Origin of the sequence: Bacillus sp. FSL W8-0770 (assembly GCF_038008705.1) — a bacterium.
GTDB lineage: Bacteria > Bacillota > Bacilli > Bacillales > Bacillaceae_G > Bacillus_A > Bacillus_A cereus.
On the sequence record NZ_JBBOZR010000001.1, the window covers coordinates 2,659,962 to 2,680,661 of the forward strand.

Here is a 20,700-nt window from a genome sequence, read left to right on the forward strand (position 1 = left end):
TTTATCTATTATATACATGTATGTATTTCCTTCCTTGTTCTATTAAGCCCTATATAAATAGCGCAAGAAAATGTTTCCATAGAAACATGTTAATTATACAAGATTCTACATAAATTTCACACTGGAATTTTAGTAATAATTTTATTTTTTAACAATGAAAAAATATATGAAATGTCTAGAATTCTTTGGATGATGTATGGAGTTCAAAATATGATAATAAGCGCCCGCTATGATCAACTTCATGAGTATATATAAACCCGAGCTTTCGTAAAAGTTTTTTCGAGCTCTCATTTGCTACTTTAACTCTAGCAATTATTCTTGTTACATTCAAAGTCTCTATTGCATATTTAATGGAAGCCTCTGCTGCTTCTAATGCATACCCATTCCTCCAATGTTCTGGGTCAAGAAGATACATAATTTCTATTTCACCTGTTTCATCTACCTTTCTTAAACCACAATGTCCTAAAAGCTTTCCTGTTTCACTATTAAATAACAACCATACCCCGAAGTCATACTGTTCCCAATGTAAGATAAGTTGCCCAATATAATCATTTGTTTCTTCCTTCGACATTCCTCTTGATTTAGCCAGCCATTTGCCAACAGTATCTTTTTTTAATATGTTATAAAACTGATCAATATCTTCTACAATTGGTTTCCTCATAAATAATCTTTTTGTATAAATTACTTTCTCTTCTTCAAACATAGACATCATTTTCCCTCCAAATACTGTTTACAGACTAATAAATTATACCATGAACTATTTTTCTAACTTTAAATAAGAAAAAACAGACTATCACATACGTGAAGTCTGTTTCCCCATTCTTTTATTTTTGTAAATCTGCCCATTTTAAACTTGTAGCTGGACCAAATTGATGTACATATAAATCTTTCACATATGGTTTTTGTAAGTAAGATAATCCACGCTGGAATACCGGTGCAATTACTGCATCATCAAGTAGCATTTTTTCAGCATCTTGCATTGCTTTCCAGCGAGCCTTTTCATCATTACCTAATTCTGTTTTAATCTTCTTAATTAATGCATCATATTCTGGATTTGCATATTCTGTATTATTAACACTGCTTCCAGAAAGGAATACTTCTAAGTAAGTCATTGGATCTGGATAATCTGGTAACCAGCGTGATAACGACATTTCATATTCTTTCTTCTTCTCAAGTGCTAATTTTTGCGTATGCGGCTGTAATTTCACATTCACTTTTAATCCTGGTAAGTTTTTCTCAAGCTGCTCTTTAATGTACTCTCCAACTTTTTTAAAGTTTTCTAAGTCATAATTTAATAATTCTAAAGTCACTTCATTTGTACCTGTCTCTTGTTTTGCTTTCTCCCAATATTCCTTCGCCTGTTTTACATTTGTCTTATTAAACTCACCAGACGTACTTCTAAAATCTTTCTTATCTGGGCCCTTTAAAAATCCTTTTGGTACGTAATAGTTCGCTGCAACCGATCCATCATTTAAAAATGAATCTGCGAGTCCCTTCTTATCAAAAACTGTACTTAGCGCAAGACGTGCATTTTTATTTTTAAGAATCGGTACATTTTCATTAAATCGGAAGAAGTACATAACTGGATCTGTATATTGTTTTAGCTCTTTATTATTTTTATATTTATCTACGAATTCTGTAGAAATAACAGCTCTATCAACTTTATCTGTTTCATATAAATTTACCGCAGTTGAAATTTCTTTTACAATTTGATAGTTTACTTCATCTAACTTCACTTCTTTTTTATCCCAATACTTATCGTTTTTCTTCATTGTAAAGCTAGCTTCATGCTTCCACTCTGATAATGTAAACGGTCCATTATATACCGCTTTATTTGCTTCTAATCCATATTTATCACCTTGCTCTTTCGCATATTTTTCGTTAATTGGATAGAAGGATGGTAAAATTAATAATTTCGTAAAATACGGTACAGGATGTTCTAGCTCTACGACGAATGTTTTATCATCCTTCGCTTTTACTCCTAATTCATCTAGACCTAGTTGTTTTTTATTTATCTTCTCAGCATTTTTTACATCGTACGCAATGTATGCATATTGAGAAGCTGTATCTGGATTAATCAATTGCTTCCAAGCGTATACGTAATCATGGGCGGTTACTGGATCTCCGTTAGACCATTTCGCATCACGCAATTGGAATGTATATGTCTTTCCATCTTTACTCACTTCATATTTTTGTGCGCCGGCTTCAATTTCTTCATCATTTTTCGATAGACGAAATAGTCCTTCCATTACGTTATTCAAAACGTTAAACGAGACTGCATCTGTTACTTTCCCTGAATTTAACGACGGAATTTCACCCGTTTCTAGTAACTGTAATACTTTCTTCTCATCTTTCGGCTTTGTTGCAGTTTTTTCTTTTGCGCAGCCAACTAAAAATGAAGAAACTAATAGAGTACTAACTAATGAGTAACGAACAACTTTTTTCATTTAAAAACCCCCTCTATTTTTAAGGTAAGTAACGACGAGCACCAGCGTATTCTTCTATATATCCTGGTGTATTTAGCGGTATAATCTCTACCGATCTTTCAGCTCTTGGTGAGTGAATCATATTGCCATCACCAATATACATTGCGACGTGATGGACACTACCTTTCCCTTTATCATGTGCAAAGAAAATTAAATCTCCCTTTTGTAGATTTTCTTTATCAACTGCAACTCCTGCTCTTGATTGCGGTCCAGAATCTCGCGGAATTGTAATGCCGTGCGATTTATAGATCGTATGCGTGAAGCCAGAGCAATCAAATCCAAAACCACTTGTACCAGCCCATATATACGGTAAACCTAAAAACATTTTCCCTGTGTTAATTAAATCATCAGCTGTCGGTTTTGGAATATCAGTTTGAGAACGGTAAACTGTTCCATCATTTTTTTGTAGCCATGCTTTCTGACCATTTGGCAACAATACACGGTATGAAATTGTGTCTTCACTTAATAGCGGCAGTCTTGTATTATAACTGACTTCAAGTGATTTATGTTTTTCAGAAGGATTTATATATAAAATCGCAGTTGGCTTTGTTATTAAGACAAAAGGTTCATTTGTTTTATCTGCAAATTCTTGATTATATGTTAATTGCTTTTCAGGCATCCAGCCCGGATAACCTTCTTCATTTCGTGGTGTTGGCTGTCCATGCACTAATACCTTCACCCACTCGCCTTTCTTATCAATAACGGTTACTTCTTGACCGAGTAACGCTTGTGTTTCTAATTTATTTGCATTTGTTAACCATAGTTTCTCGTCAAGTGTCATTGATTTCGTCCATTTCCATAGATCCACTGGATTTGTTGCACTCGGTGTATCGATTGACCTTAATGAATCAGGTGCTGTCCATAACGTTGCAGCAGATACATCTATAAATGCTTTATTATCCTTCTTTTCTTCAGCATTTGCCGATGTAAACGATGAAAATATAAATAAAGTTGTTAAAAATGCAGTTCCTACTTTTTTCATATATATCCCCCTTAAAAAAATAATTTACTAGTCTCTTTTCCTAAGACTTACTATTCACTGTCGATTGAAGGTTTACCTTTGATCCAGAATAAGTCATTCCTTCTGGCTCTTCCATTAACCAAAGCGGTGCATCAAGATCAAAATAATGTATATTAGGATGTGCTGCCGCTAAATGTGCAACAGCGCTAACGGAAAGTGAAGATTCCATCATGCTTCCCACCATACACTTCACACCAGCCGTTTCTGCGATATCTGCAATACGCCATGCTTCACGTATGCCACCACATTTCATTAATTTAATATTAATTAAGTCTGCGTATCTTCCTTGAACGAGCTTTAATGCATCACTTGCTGAAAATATACTTTCATCGGCCATAATTGGCGTTTGCACACGATCTTTGACGTACTTTAACCCATCCCAATCTTTCGCGTGTACTGGTTGTTCAATAAATTCTATATTTAAATTACGATTTTCCATCTCTTGAATGATAGAGATCGCTTCTTTTGGGCTCCAACCTTGATTCGCATCTAAACGTAATGTCGTATTTCTTGGTACCACATTTCGAATTGCCTCAATACGTTCCAAATCTAAATGCGCCTCTTTACCCACTTTAATCTTTAATGTTTGAAATCCTTTTTCTACATGTTTCTTCGCTTCTTTTGCCATTAATACAGGCTCATCCACACTCACTGTAATATCGGTATGAATTTCTTTCTTCCCGCCTAACAAGGCATATAACGGCACATTTTGATATTTGCAATTTACATCATATAAAGCGATATCTACCGCTGCTTTCGCACTTGAATTTCCAATACAACTCATTTGAATACCCTGTAGTAACTGCTGAAACTGAATGATATTTTGACCAATTAAACATGAACGCATCGGTCCTAAAATCGCTTCTTCCATTCCGCTGGTGAAATCCCCCGTAATAACTGGCGTTGCGGCTGCAGCCCCCTTACCAATTACTCCTTCGTCTGTATGAATATAAACATCTATACTTTCAATTTCTGTTACAGTACGAAGCGCGGTTTTAAACGGTGTATGCAGTTTTACACGTCTACGATTTACTTTTACATCTGTAATTTTCATTTTGTTCATCCTTTCATTCTCCAATGAAGTGAAATTTTAATCCACCGGAGATTTATAGCCACGGATTATTAGGTAAACCTATTGGGCATTTACTCTTCTATCTCTCTACTTTGTTTTCGTTCACTTTTGATGTAGGACGATAATGTGAAATAAAAAAATCCAGCCATAAGAATGATTCTTACGGCTGGATTTTGTCTATGATTGAGTAGACAAAGCAGCAATCTGATTATATTTTTTCTGTGCATCTTTTAGCGCTACAAGTAACGCTTTTTGAGAAGAACCGAAATATCGGTTCTTTACTTCCATTACTAACGCCGGGTCATTTATATTTTTATGTAGAAATAAATATTTAACAAATTGAGATGTTAATGCAATTGTCGCTGAGCAGTCTGCATCTACAATTTCCCCTGTATCCTTAACAAGTATAAATGCTACGAAATAGCTTTTAAACTTTTCAGTAATGGGATTATTTTGAGGCGCTTTCGCATCCCCTACGATATAAATTGTATTTGAAGCGTACACAGCTATCTTCCTTTCTTATACGAGGATAACGGGTTTCTTAATAGTCGTATGAGCGAGGAACTCAACGTTGATTAAAAAATGTATCCGCTTACCTTGTATTATAATATAATTGACAGAATTTTAACAACATTTATTTTAGTGCATATTCCATATTTATGAAAATAGCTTAAACTCTTCATTTCTACAATATGTGATTGTTCCTTGTACCATGACATTCATACATAAAAAACTGCACCCCCAATTGTTAGACGGTGTCTAACAATTGGGGGTGCAGTTCAATGGCTAACTGTTTTTATTACTTTGGCATCACAAATATAGTTTCATTTGACTTAGAAAATTGATACTCTTTTCTCGCTAACTTCAAAATTTCTTCCTCATCGTCTGTTAAATTTTCTATGTTAGTCTTTAAAGAATCTTTATCTTTCTTTAAAGATACTAATCGCTTCTTTTGATCCGTAATCGTATCTTTCTTTTTATCAATTACTTCTTGTTGTTTCGTTAAAATATATTGAACATATAGAGTAGTTGCCGCAATAAAAAGGACCATTAAAATAAGTCGCCTTAACTTCTTTTTATTTATCCTACGCTTGTCACTAGGTTGTGATAATTGCTCTGGTATATTAGGAACATTTACTCGCTCGAGTTTCCTCATTCAAATCCCCCTAACCCATATTTTTCACTACCATCGGCACGTTTTCTTACTAAACTAAATTCTATTCTTATAAAATAAACTCCTTCACAAAAATATCCCATAAATTAACCAATTAAAGATAGCATTCGACGACATTTCCATATTTACACCGATTTTTTTTATACATGCTGCTATAAAATAGTAGTTTCTGTAATTCTTTTTCTACTATTGTAGAAGAGTTTTTTCACACACAAAATTCCTTCCCCACATATCCATGTTATAACATGCTTACAAGGAGGGGGAATATGCATTACCGCACATTAGGTAAAACTGGAATAACTGTTTCTGAAATAGGTTTTGGCGCATGGGCAATCGGTGGTGATGAATGGGGACCTGTTAACGATAAACAATCTATAACCGCTATAAAAAAAGCAATTGAGTGTGGTGTGAATTTTATTGATACTGCGGATGTGTATGGTTTAGGACATAGTGAAAAGTTGGTAGCTACCGCGATTAAAGGACATCGTAATGATATTATCCTATCAACGAAAGGTGGTTTAATCGGACATCACTACGACCCTAATGGAGTTCCTGTATATGATACTCCCGAAAAAATCATCGCCGTATTCGAAACAAGTTTACAACGTCTTCAAACAGATTATATTGATCTTTATTTTTGTCATATTTGGTGGCATAATCGTAGAGAAACAGAAGCATTTCTACGTGCATTTGACATATTAAAACGTGATGGCAAAGTAAGAGCAGTCGGTGTTTCGACTCATGATTTACAATACATTCATCATTTCAATAACAACAACGAAATTGATATCGTACAACTTGATTACAATATATTAAATCGAAAACCAGAAAAAGATATATTACCATTCTTACAAGAGAAAAATCTAGGAGCTGTTATTCGTGGTCCATTAAAAATGGGCATTTTAACTGGAAAATTCACAAATAAAACAATTTTTCCAGATGGAGATTTACGCAAAGATTGGCCAAATGAAACTTGGTTTCAAGAAGACTTACAAACCGTAGAGAAACTTCGGCTGCTCTCAAATAAAAATCAGACCTTAGGGCAACTTGCACTTCGCTATGTACTCTCTCATCCGGCAGTAAGTGTTGTAATTCCTGGTGCAAAAACAGGAACACAAGCACAAGAAAATGCAAATGCATCTGTTCGCCCTATTTTGAGTGATGAAGAGCTTAACTATATTCATTCAATATAAAAAGCCCAATCCGGGCTTTTTAATTTGGCAAACTAATATCATACTCCATTCGCTTCGCTGTGTCCTCCGCAACATGCATACCTAACAAGTTTTTCACAATATGAAATGCCATATTAATTCCAGCTGAAATTCCGGCAGATGTTATAATATGTCCTTCATCTACAAACTTTACATTTTCTATAACTTCAACATTTTGAAACTCATTTTTAAACTTTTCAATACTAGCCCAATGTGTTGTTGCTTTTAAACCTTCCAGTAAACCTGCTTTCGCCAGTAATAGCGCTCCTGTACAAACTGAAGTCATCAGCTTTACTTCTTTCATTTGTTGGCGAATCCATTTTATTACTATTTCATTTTTTATTTCATATTTTCTAGCACCTAGCCCACCCGGAATTATTAAAATATCCACTGGTGGTAAATTTTCAATACTATAATCTGGCTGTACCTTCAATCCATTCCTTGCTGTAATCATTTCCCCATTCTCGCTAACTGTATAAACAGTAAATGTTTTTTCTTCATTCACCTCAGTTACAGAAAAAACTTCAAATGGCCCTGCAAAGTCTAACACTTCTACTTCATTAAATAAAAATATACCAACACTCCATTTATTCATCATAAGTTCACTTCCTGTTTCAAATGATGTAAAAGGTGATTATATCCTTTTTCTAATGCAATATCATACGCTGTTTTTCCATCATTTTTCTTAATCATCTTATTAGCTCCATTTTTAAGGAGCAACATAATTATTTCTTCATTTCCTAATAATGCTGCTTCGTGGAGTCCTGTCCAGCCACCACTTTGCATAATATTTACATCTGATCCTTTTTCAATTAAGAAAGCGACAAGTTCACTTTGCTTGTTCGCAATTGCCGCTTGCAAAGGTGTATTTTCATTTTCGTTTTTTGCTCTACTATGTATATCTGCACCGCTTTCTAAAAGAAAACTCGCTATTTCTTTCTGTCCAAAATAAGCTGCTAAATGAAGTGGTGTCCAGCCATCTTTACTACATTCGTTAACAATACTTGGACTCGCCTTTATAAACTCCACTACTTTTTCCTTATCACCACTTATAACAGCTTGTGCTATTGATTGTAAATGCTCCATAATAATCTCCCATCCTTCAAAATATTTAAGCATCTCCTTCTACATGTTCTATTAATTATTATATTTTCCTTTTAAAATCTTAAGTTTACATAATAATATTATATATTACTTTTTTTTGTGCTTAATGCTGAATAGCAATAATGTTAAAAATACTGCCTTTAAACAATGAAGACCATGATTTCATTAGAGTTACTGAAAAAGCAAGCAAAAAACTATACACATAGTTTTCATCATATTTGTTCAGTTGCATGAACTAAAACAGGTAATGTTTATTCTGCTATTTATGCTTTCAACATATCAAATAATATTATTCCAATAAAAAAACAATCCATTTTAAAAATGGATTGTTTTTTTATTTCTGTTTTATGCGGTTTATTTTATTTTTGTATTTTCAATGATGAAATAATTACATTTACAAAAATGAAACACTACTATCTTAGCCCCTCTTGTAGTAAGTTTTTCGTTTGAAAACAAAAATACAATTTCACCTTACGATCGAAAAAAACATATGTAAAAGTTTCTAAAACAGCTGCCTTATCATACTAATCTATAGCAATTCTGTCTTCTTCCCTTACCTGTTTCCTTTAACACATACGATTTTAAAACTAGCGCCGTTAATGAATCTGTTAATGTTTTATATGATAAATTTGATAATGCCAATAGATCGTTCGTATATAACATTCTATGCTTCTCTAATAATAATAGTACTAATCGTTCAGACGGTTTTAATGCCTCATCACTTTCTAGTATAAAGTCTATATTTTTCATTTCTCTAATTATTACTCCTTATATAAAAAAATACTTTAGACGGTTATTTAATATAAAAATAATACATAACAAAATTATAAATATATTAAAATAGCACCATCTAAAAACACTATTATACTATAACATAGAAGTAGTGTTTCCCCAAATAGGAAATGCTTTTTTATATCGCTTATAAGATTCTTGCAAACCTACATAATATTTCGTACCATTACCCGCCAAGTTTTCTTCTAATTTCGCTGCTCATCCTGATGTATTTGTAATCAATGAAGTTCTTCTAAATTTATAAACAAATAAAAAACGGTTCGTCTATCATGCCCTAAACATGAATGACAACCGTTTTCCAGCTTCTTCTTAATTAACATGTTCTATCTTAAATATTTCTTGCAATATGCGGCTTACTGTAATGACTTGTTCCACCGCCACCAACTACTACTTTACCGCCTTTTTCGAAAATTAATAATTTACTTGAACCATCTGCAAGAAGCACTATTACTTCAGCATTATTACTTGTTGCTACATAAATTACATAACCACTCTTTGATATACAAGTTTCCCAATTCGAATCAAATTCTGATCTTACTACACGATTTGAATACACTTGATTTTCAATTCTATCTTGTTCTACGTTTTCCAAATTGATTCCTCCCACTTCACTAAAATAGCATTTATAGGAAAATAACAGCCCTATATAAAATAGTAGCCGACTTTAACATAAATAGTATATGTAATTAGTAGGAGAATGCTTGGACAACGAAAACGAAATAGACTTCATAAATTTCACAATTGAAACTTCTCTTTAATCATTTCCGCTACTTCTTTTGCACTCAAATACGTGTTATTAATTTTTATATACTCTTCTTTTTCAATTTCACCATGAAGAGAGTTTAATCTATGCTTTTTCATCGTTTCTTTCAAATTATTTTCAGACCACTCAATATCTCTTTTTTTCGGTTTATGTTCTAATCTATTCGGGCTTTTATTTCGTTCTAATCTTTCATCTAATTCCGCTTCCAGCTCTACATAATACACTGTCCCACCTTTTGATTCAAAAATACTTTCTACATGATGTATATAATCCCAATCCGCTTGGAGGTCAAATGCCCATATATACGTAAAAATCATTCCAGATAAATCACTTTTAGATACTTCTTCAAATATTTCATTACGAAATAAACTTACTAGTCTTTTTGCTTCTTTCGTACTGTAATCAAAAATTGGACTTACTAAATCAATTGTCATGTGGTTATGAAAAAGTTTTAAACCGGTTAATGTTGCTAATTCTTGCCCCACTGTCATTTTTCCAACTGCTTGTGGGCCAAATATTAATATAAGTTTCATTTATTTCCCTCCAATCTTTCTCTATAAACCATTACATAAAATAAAAAATAAGGCAGCCGATTTTAAATCGATCGCCTTATTTTTTATTCATAGTTTTAGTTCTATTCTTTTCGCACAGCTTCAAAAGTAATCATTTGATTTGCATTTGACGGTTCTTTTTCATAATCATATTCAGCAGAGCAAGTAATATTAGAGAAACCTATACTTTCTAAAAGAAGTTTAAACTCTTCTATTCCATACCAGCGCAGCGCAAAGCGTTGCAATTCTGTTTGTACTAACTGTCCTTTACTCCACTTTTCATATTTCAAATATGACACAGTAACTTGGTTCAGCCAATCTATTTCAATTGATTTATTTTCTAATGTGATTCCGTCTCCACTCGGCAAAGAGAAAGTCGATGTATGAATTTCCCCAGTCTTCCAGTCATGCGGAAGCATAATATCTACGATTAATCGTCCATCTGGATTAAGATGTTCATAAAAACATTTCAATGCATTTATAGAATCCACACGATTTTCAATTAAACAAAAAGATCCAGTAGGAATGATAATTGCGTCATATTTATGCGGAAGTGAAAATTGTTGCAAGCTTCCTTCATATAAATTAGGATGTAAGCCTCTCTCTTTACAGCGCTTACGGCAAGAATCTAGCATTTCAGGTGAATAATCTATCCCATCCACTTTAAAACCAGCCTCTAGAAGCGGAATGATGACACGTCCTGAACCTACTGCGGCTTCGAGGATTCTTCCTCTACAATCTTTTAAACGTTTTTTGTAATACTCAATATCACCATTTAAAGAATAACCGACTGGTTTTGTGTAATCATACAGTTCTGTACAAAGTGTACTATAAAAGCTAAACATTTATTTTCTCCTCCGTTTTTACGTACGGAAGATTTCAATTCAACTAATCTTCCTGCACCTCTGATTTTAATGATATTTCGAAAGAGCTGACTGTCATAATATATCACTCACTTTCCATAGAATATAATGATATTGTATTACATAACCTTCCAATTTGAAATATAAAAATTAAAAATTCAGACTACAAATTAAAGAGCTTACTTTAGTAAGCTCTTTAGAAAAAATATTTATTTCACAATCGGCAATGTCACTTCACTTAATTTCACTGTAAGTTTCGTGCCAGCTTTCGGTCTAATTGTATAATCATAATCACTTGCAATTAAAACAACTCCGATTTGATGCCCCGCTTTAAATACATAATCATCTGGCTGCATGTCCCATGTAAATGTATAATCTTTGCCCGGTTGAATCGCTGTTGAATTTTCTATACTCTTTAAGTTTTGTGGATCCATCCAGCCTCTCGTTACGATTTCCGGCTTCGCTCCTCCATAGTCAACAAGTAATGCTGTTAAATTTGATACAGATCGATCAATATTTCCTGTAATTGAAATCTTTGGTGTACCACTTATACGCGTATCTTTTTGCAGTACAGGCATTGTATATACTAATCGATTTGCTACTTCTAATTCTGGGTTTGCTACTAATTGGTTTGATTTCATTTGTGCATCATCTAAGAATGAGAAAACTTTATTAGCCGATCCCATACTTAATGGCAAATTGACTAATTTATTACTTAAATACATACGGATTTTTGAAGGTACAGCTGATGGATCTGGCCAATTTTTTATCTTTTGCCACGTTTTATTTTCTCTTTGCACATCAACCATTGGTTCATCCATAATTCCATTTTCAATTCCGTACAACCAATAATCTAACCATTTATTTTGTGTTTGCTGCCAGTTATTACTTGATGTCCCACCATGACCACCTTGATGTAGCCACATTTTACGAGGAACATTATTTTCTCCAAGTGCTTCCCACCATTGCGCGAACTGTTTTGTTTTAACATTCCAATCGTTTAAACCATGAACAACAAATACACTCGCTTTTACATTTTTAGCATCTTTTACATAGTTACGTTTATCCCAAAAATCATTATAATTACCTGTTTTTCTGTCTTGTCCAGCCGTTAACTCTTTTATAACTTGTCCGCAAACTTCAGGGTTTTCCCTTGTCAGTACTGCTTCTGCCATATTATCTGTATCTTCCCCTTGATATCCGCCTGGAGCAATGACTGCACCATTTGCACGATAATAATCATACCAACTACTAATTGCTGCGATTGGAATAATTGTTTTTAAACCTTCGACTCCAGTAGTCGCAACAGCATTTGGTAAAGTACCATTATAGGAAACTCCAGTCATACCTACATTTCCTGTAGACCAATTTGCCTGAACTTCCTCACCCTGTTCTGTAAATGCTTTCGCGCGACCGTTTACCCAATCAATAACAGATTTTGTCCCGAGTATCTCTTGTTCATCTCCAGTTGTAGGGCATCCATCTGATTTTCCAGTACCGATACTTTCGCCTAGAATAACTGCATAACCTCTTGGCACGTAATAGTTCCCATACGAACCAAGATTAACCGCTCCATACGGTTTTCCTTCATACGCATACAATTCTTCATCTACATTATATACAGGAACATCTTTTAATCCAGATCGATATGGACTCATTTCATAAATAACAGGAACTTTCACATTCGGATCTGTCTTTGGACGCATAACTTTTATCGATACTCTGTCTTTCTTACCGTCTCGATCACTATCAACTTCTGTCTCTACATATAAATTTTCGATAATAGCTTCATCGAGAGAATAAATCGGTTTTGTCATCCCATTTTCTAATTCAATTTTCGTACTTTTAGTCTCTTCCTTCTTCTCTGCATGCACATCCATAGTAAAGCTAGGTATAATTGTTGCAGATAGCATTGCTGACAGTGTAATTGCCATTTTCTTTTTACTCAAAATGTTCCCTCCCCTTATTCGTTCTCTTTTACTATATAACAAAATAACTGAAAATTCAGTTTTATTTTATATAAAAGTTGAGAAACTCAAAGATTTCTTATTAAGTAAAATTTAATGCAGGTATGAAAGTATTTTCCCACTTCCTCCTTCTTTATAAAGTGAAACTTTAATCAGCCCTCACCAATTGGGCGTTTACGAGCAGCAGGGCCACTTCTTTGTTTTCGCTGGATTTTGAGGTGGGGTCTTACTGCCCGGCAAATAGCGGGATAAATAGAGAAAAAGACAACCGATATTTCTATCGCTTGCCTTACATTCCATTTATTATTTTTCTAACTCTTTAAAGGTATCTTTCAAGTCTTTATCAGATACCTTTATATCTGCATTTTTAAGCAGATCTCTAGTAACTTGTTGATGGAATTGAGGATCTTGTATACGTTGCTGTTCTAATTCTTTACGAATATTCTCTTTCTCTTCCTCATACGGTTTAAGCTCTTTTTTATCCGTTAGCTTAATAATATGATATCCGAAAGAAGATTTAACAGGTTCACTCAATTGACCAACTTCTAACTTATACGCAGCATCCTCAAATTCTTTCACCATCATACCAGGTCCAAATTCAGATAGTTCCCCACCTTTTTCTTTAGAACCTGGATCCTCTGAATATTGTTTAGCCAATGCCGCGAAATCTTCGCCACTATTTAATTTTTCTTTAATTTCTTTTGCTGTCTTTTCATCTTTTACTAAAATATGGCTAACTTGAAGCTTTGGCTTATAATGATCTTTAATATCTTTTTCCGTTACGGTTGCTTTAATAGCTTTTTCAAAAGCAAAAGTAAGCTTTAATTTCTCTTTCAACTGATCTTCATTTTTCACACCATTGGATTCCATATATGTATTAAAATTATCGCCCATCTTGTCTTTTAATTCTTTTAGTTGTTTCGTTACCTCTTCATCCGTAACTTTATATTTATCATTTAATACTTTTTCTACTACCATTTCAGATAAATTCTGTTTACCGTAGTTTTCTTTTAATTTTTTGTTAAAATCACTTTCTGAAATGCTTCCTGATTTTGTCGTTACAATATTATCTGATGAACCACATGCAGATAAAGATAACGTCATACCCATTAAAATGCTACCAATTACTAATTTCTTTCTTTTCAAATCTGAATACCTCACTTCATTAAATTCAAATATAACTATGTAAATATAACGTTTTCCTGTGAACTTCACGTGAATTTAATGAAAGTAGAACATTTGCTAATTCTCCATTTAATACATCAATTTTGAAAATTATGGTGATTCATCCTATATCGCTAATCTCTAAAGCTGCAAAAAGGACTAATATTTTCATTAGTCCTTTTTCACATTTATATAAAATTGAATTTCTCCATCTATAGAGGAAACTCCATATTCAAAACCATGCCTTTCTAAAATACTTTTCACTATCGCTAAACCTAATCCTGTACCTGATTTTTCTTTACTACGAGAAGATTCTAGTACATAAAAAGGCTCCCAAATTTTCTCGATATCCTTAATTTTATCCGTAGGAATGCCATTTTTTATTTGGAAATATATACTTTTATTTCTATCTTCTAATGTAATTATTATGTTTTGATTTGCTGTATATTTTATCGCATTAGAAATTAAATTTTGAAACACCATTCTCATTTTATTTAAATCTGCATAAACGATTGTATCGCCCGCATTACAATTTACTTGCAAGTTAATTTCTTTCGAATCCAGTTCAATCTGATGCTTATCTAATATACTCTGGACCAGTGGTTCAATGGGGAATTCTTCTTTTTGTAAAATATCTCTTTCTAGTTTAGAAAATCGTAATAGTTCTTCAATTAAGTTTGATATTTGATCTGTTTGTTTAATAATTGTATCTACATAAGTCCCATCATCTAATCCATCTTTAATCCCCATAGAGTATGCTTTTACTAATGCGATCGGTGTCTTTAATTCATGCGTTACATCACCCATAAATCGTTTTAAATGTTCATTACGATCAGTTAAGTCTTGATGTGCTTCATGTAGTTTTTCACTCATGATATTAATACTATTGGCCAACTCTCCTATTTCATCATTCGTTTTCACTTTCGTTCTTTTAAACTGCAAATGTGAAATATCCTGAGCTACATCACTTAGCTCTTTCAGTGGCGTCGTTATTATTTTTGAAAGTATCCACACAAGTAAAATAATAAGAAGAAGCGAGAAACATACGATATATAAGTAAAATGTATTTAACGTATTTATAATTTCATTTGAATTCGCAATAGAAGTCCCAATTAAAATTATCGTATCATCTTTCGCAATATATTTAGCAAAAAAACTCGCTTTTACCTTTCCTTGATCGTACAGTTTATTCGATTGCCCTTCCGTCTTCACTTTCATAACTTCGTCTTTCGTAATCCAAAGCTTATTTAACGTTACTTTCTTTTTCGTAAGTTGCATGCGTAACGCGTCGTTCATAGCATCTTCTGACTGATTAATTGGCGTATACGCAATTGTAACATTATTTTCACTTTCAATTGTATGAATAACATCTTCTAAATCATTGACTGGCGCATTTTGTATTTGAGTTGTAAATTCATTTAAGTTTTCACGTGTTTTATAAATATTATATTTCGGCAGGAGAAAGTTAATTAATAATAAAGAAATTGTAAATATAAGAATAACGGTTAAAGAAATGCTGAGAAATAGTTTTTTCCCAAGTTTATTCACTTTGTTCCTCCAAACTATAACCCAGCCCACGATGCGTCTTAATAATATTTTCTCCAATTTTTTTACGCAGCCTTCTTACATGTGTATCAACCGTTCTCTCTTCTCCAAAATAGTCAAATCCCCATACAATGTCTAACAATTTTTTACGAGTTAAAATAGTTCCTTTATGATTTAAAAAGCATTTTATTAATTCGAGCTCTGTTTTTGTAATTTCTAACTCTATATCATTTTTATATACTTTATTTTTGGCGAAATTTATCTTTACATCTTGTACTTGAATAATATTATCATGCTGAATAAGTTTTTTCGCTCGTGTAATTAGTACTCCTGGATGAAATGGTTTTTTTACGTACTCATCTGCCCCACTTTGAAGCGCTGCTAATTCATCTTCACTTTCACTTTTCGCCGTAAGCATTAATACTTTTACGCTTGAATTCTTTTTTATTTCCTGACAGACAGTAATACCACTATGTTTCGGCATCATCCAATCCAAAATAGCTAAATCAATTTTTTCATCATAAAATATTTGAAGTGCTTCCTCTCCGTCTTTCGCTAATAATACTTCAAAGCCTTCTTTTTCAAAATAAGCTTTTAAAATCCTTAACATATCTTGTTCGTCATCTGCAATTAAAACTTTCATATTTTTTCCTCCATTGCTTTTAAACAAAAACCAATTGTATCATACAACATCTTTGTTACATGAATGTGACAGAAAAATATTTAAAGCTTTTGAGGGGATAGTAATGGTGAGGTGTTGTACTATGATAAAAAAAATCGGGGTCATTTCTCTTCTTCTATTTCTATTATCAACAAATGCGTTCGCAAATACAAATCAACAAATTGAAGTATTTGATTGTCAAAAAGAAATGGTCATTCAAAAACAATCTTTAGATCCAGTAATCCAAAAAGAAGCAGTTCAATACGCTAAATCAATTACTGGTCCATTTAAAAACTTAAATGTCGTTCCAAAAGATGGCTATATGATAAAAATCCCTTTATCTAAGCCGGTTTCTATTACTAATCAATGGTTACACACTACAATAGACGAAGTACTTATACTACTCCCACTAAAAGAAAAGCCTTATATTATGCTTTATGATGATGAAAATAACCCGCATTTTTATTATGTAAAAGGTAAACCAGGATTATTATTGAAACAAATGAACGTTAAAACATAATTGACTGAAAAGGAGTCACCTTATAAGCTAAATTTTAAAAGCTAAGGTGCTCTTTTTTATAATAACAATTTAGTAAATGAAATTATAAAAGTTGTTTTTTAATATAAGGATCGCAACTTCATATATCAGCGATTTTTAAGATATATCGATTTACCAACAAAAAACCTGTTCGTAGCTATTATTTGGATAGCAATCTCTATAATAGTTTGTAGTGACTCGATCCCTTATATAATCCCCCTTTTACAAATCCATTCGCAGTATAAAACACCTCCCCTTGCTTCGTGTCAGTATGTAAAACAATCACTTCAAAATACTTTTCCGCATGACATAATAGTTGGTTTAATAATAAGTTCCCTAACCCTAAACGCCGATAATCCCTTGAAATATAAAATCTCCTTAACCGCCCAATCTTATTGTCTTTTGTGTACGGATCCTCATTTAAACCTCCAACTCCAATTAACATATCACCTTGGAAAACACCATATAAACATTCTCCAGTTTTATTGAATACATTTATTTTGTTTTTATATTCATTTATTAGCCTTATAAGGAAATTAAAACCTTCTTCTTCACTGTCTTGAACGAGATGACTGAATTCATATTCCATTAAATTTTCTATTTGTTGAATATGTATATCTTTCAAGTCCATTCCCCCTAAGTATGAAAATACATAAAAATGCTCGAGAATCATTTATTCTGAGCATTTTTATGGTTGTTACTTTATGTAATTTATAGCGTGCGTATTCTTCACTTCATATGTAAACCGATAATACAGTTGATTAATTTTATTATGAAAATATAAGAGCCTTGCTACAATCTAGTGTGTGATAAGGCTCTTTAAAGTTGTTTAATTCTTATCGAATTAAAGCATGTGTTTGTTTAAGTGTATACATTCACCATTTATTAATCGATATGTTTGTGTAACCACTGTTCAAATATCTTTAACTGTTCTTCAGTATGAAAGTAATGTTCACCCGTCTCCATAACTTCTAATTCACAACGATGTTTTTTTGTAAAATAGTTAATAGTTTCAAATTCGCACAGTTCATCCTTGGCTCCGTACATAATATATGTATCTGTATTCCATGTATGAATAGGATGCTCTTTTACATAGCATAAATAATCCCAATATAACTTTTGACCAATAGGTGTCTCTATAGTCATTTCTTTTTGCAAAAGCTCCGGTGTTACATTAAACCATTTCATCATATTTTCAATAATTCGTTCCATATTAACTACTGGTGATAAAAATAATGCCTTTTCTAGCACATCATTTTGATAAGCTAAAAGACTAAAATACGCCCCCATACTACATGCAAATACGTTTATTTCTTTCCAATGTACTTTTCCGTAGTTCATAATTATAGATAATTCATTAACACAAAACTGTACTTTACAAGGAGTGTTATCATTTTTTCTCTCTCCATGCTCAGGTAAATCAAAGCTTAATACTTGATAACCTTTTCGATTGGCTTCTTCAGCTAATATTTGAATAACTGCATCTTCCTTATTTGACATATTTCCATGTACTGCAATAAAAACTTTTTCACTCTTCTCTCCCCACAAAACCGCAGGAATATTACTAATTTTAAAATTATTTTTAAGCATACTCCCTCCATAAAATAAGACATATAGGACTTGGAAAAAACGCACACACTTTATTTACCTCTGTACAGCAGGTAATATCCCCTTCAACTCCATTAAATCATCTATTACTACATCAGCCTGAGCAAGTTCATCTTCTTGCGCAAAATCAAAATTACACCCAATTGCAAGTAAACCGTTGTCTTTCGCTGCATTTATATCAGATAGCCGGTCACCAACTACCGCTGCCTCTTTTATATCATATTTGTTCATAATACTTTTAACTAAGTCACCTTTATTTAGCGATTGTATTTGTTCAATACTAAACGTTTCTGTCACCCACTTGTCTAAAGCATAATAAGTTACGATTGCTCGTAAATATTCTTTCAAACCATTACTAGCAATGTAAATTGAACAATTATTTTCTTTTATATATGTAAATATTTCTTTTACATTTGGATATAAAGCGCCTTTTCCGCTTTTTATGTTTTCAATAAGTCTATCTAAAAAATATGCATCTGTTTGTTCTCTTATTTCAATAGAATGGTCCGGTAATAAAGCTTCCCAAACTTTCGGTAACGGCACACCCATAATTTCTCTATATTTATCAATTGGTGTTACTGTATCCCATAATTGTAATGATCTTAAGTGATCAAAAGTATCATCTAATGATAATTCTAAAATTTTATCTGTTTGAAATAACGTACCATCCATATCAAAAATTAATGCTTGTAACATTCCTATCTCTCCTTTTGGACTATGGTTTTACCAGATATATTTTTAAGCATCTCAATAATAATTTCTGAGCAATAATTCGCAGCAGTTTTCGCGAAGTCATCATAAGAAATTTGAGCTTCATCATCTGCGCTGTCAGAAATACATCTTATAATGAGAAACGGTATATCATTTATATAGGCAACATGTCCAATTGCTGCCCCTTCCATTTCTGTACAATGAGGTGCGTATTCGTCTATTAATTTCGCCTTTAACTTTGAATCTTCAACAAAACATTCACCGCTGACAATTCTTCCTTCATGAACTGCAATCTGTAAACTACTACTAATACAAGCTTTACGTGCTAACTCTACCAATTCCTTACTTGCAATAAATTCCTCTTGGAACGGAAATAAGTTTTTCATTTGAGTTTTACTTACATCATGATGAGTAACATTCGTTGAAATAACTATATCGCCGACTTTTACATCTGAATGTAATCCGCCAGCAACGCCCGTATTAATGATAGAGTCTACATCAAATTTATGAATTAATGTTTGCGCGCATGCAGCTGCATTTACTTTCCCTACACCAGAACGTGTAATAATTACTTCTGTTCCCATGAATTCTCCAATATAAAAAGGCATTCCCGCTATTGTCTGTTCCTCTTGTATAACTAGTTTTTCTAAAAGTAAATCTATTTCAATTTGCATTGCTCCAATAATGCCGATTCTGTTCATGTATGTAATCCCCTTTATTAATTAATCCCTTTAATCCTCTCAGACATAACCGATAATAAAAATTTCGGAAGTACAAGTTGTCGCTTTAATCTTTTCGGCTGTGAGAGTAACCTATACAGCCATTCAGTTCCAGTATCCCTCATTATTTTTGGTGCTCTTTTTACAGTACCAGATATTATATCAATCATGCCTCCGATACCAATAGATAGCGGAACGTTTAATGTTTGTATGTTTTCATAGATGAACTCTTCTTGTTTTGGTGAACCTAGTCCTACGAGTAGTAAATGCGGCTTGAACTGCTTAATTTTCATTTTTATTTCTTCTATTTCTTCACCATTTACAAATCCATGCTGTCCTTTAAATTGTGCTCCTGGGAACTGCTCATTTAATTTTTCTAATGCCTTTTTATTACTTTCTGGCGCAGCTCCAAAAAGAAAGACACGATATTCATTGTCGTTACAATATTTTATTAAATCGTGAGTTAAATCCGCCCCAGTAACACGTTCTTTCAAAGTTCCTTTTAATATTTTCGAGCCAATTATGACACCAATCCCATCCGCTGTTATTAAATCCGCAGATAGTAACATCTTTTTAAATTCCTTTGATTTTTCCGTATTTTCCTTTGCAGACATAACAATTTCAGGATTTGCAGTTACTACAAACCTTGGTTTCCCTTGTTGTTCATGTAGCCAACCTTTTAATAAACTTATAGCTTTTGCATATTCTAAAGTTGAAAAAGGTATACCTTTTATAAACTGCTGATCCACT

The 20,700-nt window shown here is 32.9% G+C and carries 23 protein-coding genes; 2 read left to right on the top strand and 21 right to left on the bottom strand.

The features are described from left to right. Nucleotides 1–175: 175 nt before the first annotated feature. The 6 genes from NST27_RS13700 to NST27_RS13725 form a co-directional block, all read right to left on the bottom strand. Nucleotides 176–709 carry a GNAT family N-acetyltransferase gene (locus NST27_RS13700; protein ID WP_000061613.1) on the bottom strand — a complete coding sequence of 178 codons (534 nt, stop codon included), beginning with the start codon at nt 707–709 and terminating at the stop codon, nt 176–178. Nucleotides 710–824: 115 nt separating this feature from the next. Beyond that, a complete protein-coding gene (locus tag NST27_RS13705) occupies nt 825–2,447 on the bottom strand; it encodes a peptide ABC transporter substrate-binding protein (RefSeq protein WP_000758254.1) in 1,623 nt (540 codons plus the stop codon). Nucleotides 2,448–2,466: 19 nt separating this feature from the next. Next, on the bottom strand, nt 2,467–3,468 hold the full coding sequence (locus NST27_RS13710; protein WP_061661796.1) for a C40 family peptidase: 1,002 nt from the start codon (nt 3,466–3,468) through the stop codon (nt 2,467–2,469). Nucleotides 3,469–3,508: 40 nt separating this feature from the next. Beyond that, nucleotides 3,509–4,570: a dipeptide epimerase gene (locus NST27_RS13715; protein WP_001038456.1), complete on the bottom strand. Its 1,062-nt coding sequence runs from the start codon at nt 4,568–4,570 to the stop codon at nt 3,509–3,511. A gap of 186 nt (nt 4,571–4,756) precedes the next feature. Beyond that, nucleotides 4,757–5,083 (bottom strand): DUF3870 domain-containing protein, encoded by a 327-nt coding sequence (locus NST27_RS13720; protein WP_000271312.1) that lies wholly within the window; start codon nt 5,081–5,083, stop codon nt 4,757–4,759. Nucleotides 5,084–5,378: 295 nt separating this feature from the next. After that, the gene (locus tag NST27_RS13725) at nt 5,379–5,735 is read right to left on the bottom strand and encodes an FtsB family cell division protein (RefSeq protein ID WP_001228372.1); all 357 of its coding nucleotides are present in this window, start codon (nt 5,733–5,735) and stop codon (nt 5,379–5,381) included. Nucleotides 5,736–6,019: 284 nt separating this feature from the next. On the opposite strand from NST27_RS13725, the gene NST27_RS13730 reads away from it, so the two are divergent. Continuing rightward, entirely contained in the window at nt 6,020–6,946 is a 927-nt protein-coding gene (locus NST27_RS13730; protein ID WP_000559359.1) for an aldo/keto reductase, read from the top strand. A gap of 19 nt (nt 6,947–6,965) precedes the next feature. Here the strand turns inward: NST27_RS13730 and NST27_RS13735 are convergent, their stop codons facing one another. The 10 genes from NST27_RS13735 to NST27_RS13780 all read right to left on the bottom strand — a co-directional run bounded on the left by NST27_RS13735 (nt 6,966) and on the right by NST27_RS13780 (nt 16,356). Next, nucleotides 6,966–7,562: a DJ-1/PfpI family protein gene (locus tag NST27_RS13735; RefSeq protein WP_000981430.1), complete on the bottom strand. Its 597-nt coding sequence runs from the start codon at nt 7,560–7,562 to the stop codon at nt 6,966–6,968. Beyond that, nucleotides 7,559–8,050 (bottom strand): ankyrin repeat domain-containing protein, encoded by a 492-nt coding sequence (locus NST27_RS13740; RefSeq protein ID WP_000400674.1) that lies wholly within the window; start codon nt 8,048–8,050, stop codon nt 7,559–7,561. Before NST27_RS13740 ends, NST27_RS13735 begins: the two co-directional genes overlap by 4 nt. A gap of 537 nt (nt 8,051–8,587) precedes the next feature. Continuing rightward, nucleotides 8,588–8,818 carry a hypothetical protein gene (locus NST27_RS13745; protein ID WP_000789031.1) on the bottom strand — a complete coding sequence of 77 codons (231 nt, stop codon included), beginning with the start codon at nt 8,816–8,818 and terminating at the stop codon, nt 8,588–8,590. 370 nt (nt 8,819–9,188) lie between these two features. Next, a complete protein-coding gene (locus NST27_RS13750; protein WP_000432429.1) occupies nt 9,189–9,452 on the bottom strand; it encodes a hypothetical protein in 264 nt (87 codons plus the stop codon). Nucleotides 9,453–9,595: 143 nt separating this feature from the next. Beyond that, nucleotides 9,596–10,156 carry an AAA family ATPase gene (locus NST27_RS13755; RefSeq protein ID WP_061662014.1) on the bottom strand — a complete coding sequence of 187 codons (561 nt, stop codon included), beginning with the start codon at nt 10,154–10,156 and terminating at the stop codon, nt 9,596–9,598. A 101-nt stretch (nt 10,157–10,257) separates the two neighbouring features. Further along, nucleotides 10,258–11,019 (bottom strand): class I SAM-dependent methyltransferase, encoded by a 762-nt coding sequence (locus NST27_RS13760; protein ID WP_000490927.1) that lies wholly within the window; start codon nt 11,017–11,019, stop codon nt 10,258–10,260. A gap of 227 nt (nt 11,020–11,246) precedes the next feature. Beyond that, nucleotides 11,247–12,986 carry a Xaa-Pro dipeptidyl-peptidase gene (locus tag NST27_RS13765; RefSeq protein WP_000038302.1) on the bottom strand — a complete coding sequence of 580 codons (1,740 nt, stop codon included), beginning with the start codon at nt 12,984–12,986 and terminating at the stop codon, nt 11,247–11,249. A 321-nt stretch (nt 12,987–13,307) separates the two neighbouring features. Beyond that, entirely contained in the window at nt 13,308–14,150 is an 843-nt protein-coding gene (locus NST27_RS13770; RefSeq protein WP_001987511.1) for a peptidylprolyl isomerase PrsA, read from the bottom strand. Between the two features lie 189 nt (nt 14,151–14,339). Then, a complete protein-coding gene (locus tag NST27_RS13775) occupies nt 14,340–15,716 on the bottom strand; it encodes a sensor histidine kinase (RefSeq protein ID WP_001037258.1) in 1,377 nt (458 codons plus the stop codon). Continuing rightward, entirely contained in the window at nt 15,709–16,356 is a 648-nt protein-coding gene (locus NST27_RS13780; protein ID WP_000865981.1) for a response regulator transcription factor, read from the bottom strand. The genes NST27_RS13775 and NST27_RS13780 overlap by 8 nt, the downstream gene beginning before the upstream one ends. Before the next feature lie 121 nt (nt 16,357–16,477). Here NST27_RS13780 and NST27_RS13785 point away from each other — a divergent pair, with 121 nt between their 5' ends. Next, the gene (locus tag NST27_RS13785) at nt 16,478–16,894 is read left to right on the top strand and encodes a hypothetical protein (protein ID WP_000591773.1); all 417 of its coding nucleotides are present in this window, start codon (nt 16,478–16,480) and stop codon (nt 16,892–16,894) included. A 196-nt stretch (nt 16,895–17,090) separates the two neighbouring features. Here the strand turns inward: NST27_RS13785 and NST27_RS13790 are convergent, their stop codons facing one another. The 5 genes from NST27_RS13790 to NST27_RS13810 form a co-directional block, all read right to left on the bottom strand. After that, a complete protein-coding gene (locus tag NST27_RS13790; protein ID WP_138920186.1) occupies nt 17,091–17,585 on the bottom strand; it encodes a GNAT family N-acetyltransferase in 495 nt (164 codons plus the stop codon). 212 nt (nt 17,586–17,797) lie between these two features. Then, nucleotides 17,798–18,502: an alpha/beta hydrolase gene (locus NST27_RS13795; protein WP_000916867.1), complete on the bottom strand. Its 705-nt coding sequence runs from the start codon at nt 18,500–18,502 to the stop codon at nt 17,798–17,800. A 54-nt stretch (nt 18,503–18,556) separates the two neighbouring features. After that, nucleotides 18,557–19,216, bottom strand: coding sequence for an HAD hydrolase-like protein (locus NST27_RS13800; protein WP_000938415.1), 660 nt, complete (start codon nt 19,214–19,216; stop codon nt 18,557–18,559). A gap of 2 nt (nt 19,217–19,218) precedes the next feature. Beyond that, nucleotides 19,219–19,932, bottom strand: a complete 714-nt coding sequence (locus NST27_RS13805; RefSeq protein ID WP_001079722.1) for a 5'-methylthioadenosine/adenosylhomocysteine nucleosidase — start codon at nt 19,930–19,932, stop codon at nt 19,219–19,221. Between the two features lie 17 nt (nt 19,933–19,949). After that, complete coding sequence (locus NST27_RS13810; RefSeq protein ID WP_000372662.1) at nt 19,950–20,699, bottom strand: WecB/TagA/CpsF family glycosyltransferase; 750 nt, start codon at nt 20,697–20,699, stop codon at nt 19,950–19,952. Nucleotide 20,700: the final 1 nt, after the last annotated feature.

Bases quoted from the DNA above. Each gene is read 5' to 3' on its own strand.
- NST27_RS13725 (WP_001228372.1), bottom strand. From the start codon at position 5,735: ATGAGGAAACTCGAGCGAGTAAATGTTCCTAATATACCAGAGCAATTA.
- NST27_RS13800 (WP_000938415.1), bottom strand. From the start codon at position 19,216: ATGTTACAAGCATTAATTTTTGATATGGATGGTACGTTATTTCAAACA.
- NST27_RS13715 (WP_001038456.1), bottom strand. From the start codon at position 4,570: ATGAACAAAATGAAAATTACAGATGTAAAAGTAAATCGTAGACGTGTA.
- NST27_RS13740 (WP_000400674.1), bottom strand. From the start codon at position 8,050: ATGGAGCATTTACAATCAATAGCACAAGCTGTTATAAGTGGTGATAAG.
- NST27_RS13730 (WP_000559359.1), top strand. From the start codon at position 6,020: ATGCATTACCGCACATTAGGTAAAACTGGAATAACTGTTTCTGAAATA.
- NST27_RS13705 (WP_000758254.1), bottom strand. From the start codon at position 2,447: ATGAAAAAAGTTGTTCGTTACTCATTAGTTAGTACTCTATTAGTTTCT.
- NST27_RS13790 (WP_138920186.1), bottom strand. From the start codon at position 17,585: ATGATTCTCGAGCATTTTTATGTATTTTCATACTTAGGGGGAATGGAC.
- NST27_RS13795 (WP_000916867.1), bottom strand. From the start codon at position 18,502: ATGCTTAAAAATAATTTTAAAATTAGTAATATTCCTGCGGTTTTGTGG.
- NST27_RS13805 (WP_001079722.1), bottom strand. From the start codon at position 19,932: ATGAACAGAATCGGCATTATTGGAGCAATGCAAATTGAAATAGATTTA.
- NST27_RS13760 (WP_000490927.1), bottom strand. From the start codon at position 11,019: ATGTTTAGCTTTTATAGTACACTTTGTACAGAACTGTATGATTACACA.
- NST27_RS13745 (WP_000789031.1), bottom strand. From the start codon at position 8,818: ATGAAAAATATAGACTTTATACTAGAAAGTGATGAGGCATTAAAACCG.
- NST27_RS13780 (WP_000865981.1), bottom strand. From the start codon at position 16,356: ATGAAAGTTTTAATTGCAGATGACGAACAAGATATGTTAAGGATTTTA.
- NST27_RS13755 (WP_061662014.1), bottom strand. From the start codon at position 10,156: ATGAAACTTATATTAATATTTGGCCCACAAGCAGTTGGAAAAATGACA.
- NST27_RS13710 (WP_061661796.1), bottom strand. From the start codon at position 3,468: ATGAAAAAAGTAGGAACTGCATTTTTAACAACTTTATTTATATTTTCA.
- NST27_RS13785 (WP_000591773.1), top strand. From the start codon at position 16,478: ATGATAAAAAAAATCGGGGTCATTTCTCTTCTTCTATTTCTATTATCA.
- NST27_RS13735 (WP_000981430.1), bottom strand. From the start codon at position 7,562: ATGATGAATAAATGGAGTGTTGGTATATTTTTATTTAATGAAGTAGAA.
- NST27_RS13700 (WP_000061613.1), bottom strand. From the start codon at position 709: ATGTCTATGTTTGAAGAAGAGAAAGTAATTTATACAAAAAGATTATTT.